Origin of the sequence: Methylobacterium sp. J-026 (assembly GCF_022829585.1) — a bacterium.
Classification (GTDB): Bacteria; Pseudomonadota; Alphaproteobacteria; order Rhizobiales; family Beijerinckiaceae; genus Methylobacterium.
Window position 1 is genome coordinate 1 of the sequence record NZ_JAKSYC010000072.1, and the last position, 675, is coordinate 675.

Consider the following 675-nt stretch of genomic DNA (forward strand, 5'->3'; position numbering starts at 1 on the left):
ATCGCCCAGAGCTTCGGGCCGATGCCGTAGATCCCGCAGAGGGGACCAAGAACGGCCTTCCGCAGGCGCGGACCACGTTCGGGCGCCCCGGGGCCAGGATCGGCCTCGGCGAGCCGTTTATCGATCCAGCCGACGAAGTCACCGTCGCAGACATCGCGAATAAAGAGGGCAAGGCTGTAGGCTGCTTGGTTCAGCGATCCCTTCCTCAGCCTCGGTAACGGTAAGGGGCAGGCGTCGATATAATCCGGTGCAGCGCAGGTCTGGTCGACCCTGCGATAGCTGCAACCTTCGAAATGCCAATAACTCGCAAGGCGCAAGCACCTCTGAGGTACCGACAAGGCCGCCTGGATCTCGGCGTGGGTCACCCCGCCATGCTGCTCGGCGTAGCGGACAGCGTTCTGATCGGAGATACCCTGGAGCGGTACGAGGCTCGTCATCCAGTCGAAGATCGGAGCGCTATCGTAAGCGGTGACCGCCTGCGAAACACCGTTTGCTGTTTGATGGGCTTGTAGATGCTTGAGAAAGGCGGCCGGTGCGAGGGCAAATGCCGGCGCGGTGACACGTTGTAAATGTATCCACGGATCGCCTTTTAATTGATTCGCCTCGGTATGAATTAGCTTCATGCCAGCGAATATACTGACTGCCGCAATAAGCATGTCAAACAGATTTTAAGCT

1 pseudogene is annotated in these 675 nt (G+C 58.8%); it reads right to left on the reverse strand.

The features are described 5' to 3' along the window. A pseudogene (locus MKK69_RS07675) lies at positions 1-623 on the reverse strand (hypothetical protein); the annotation flags it as partial. Positions 624-675: the final 52 nt, after the last annotated feature.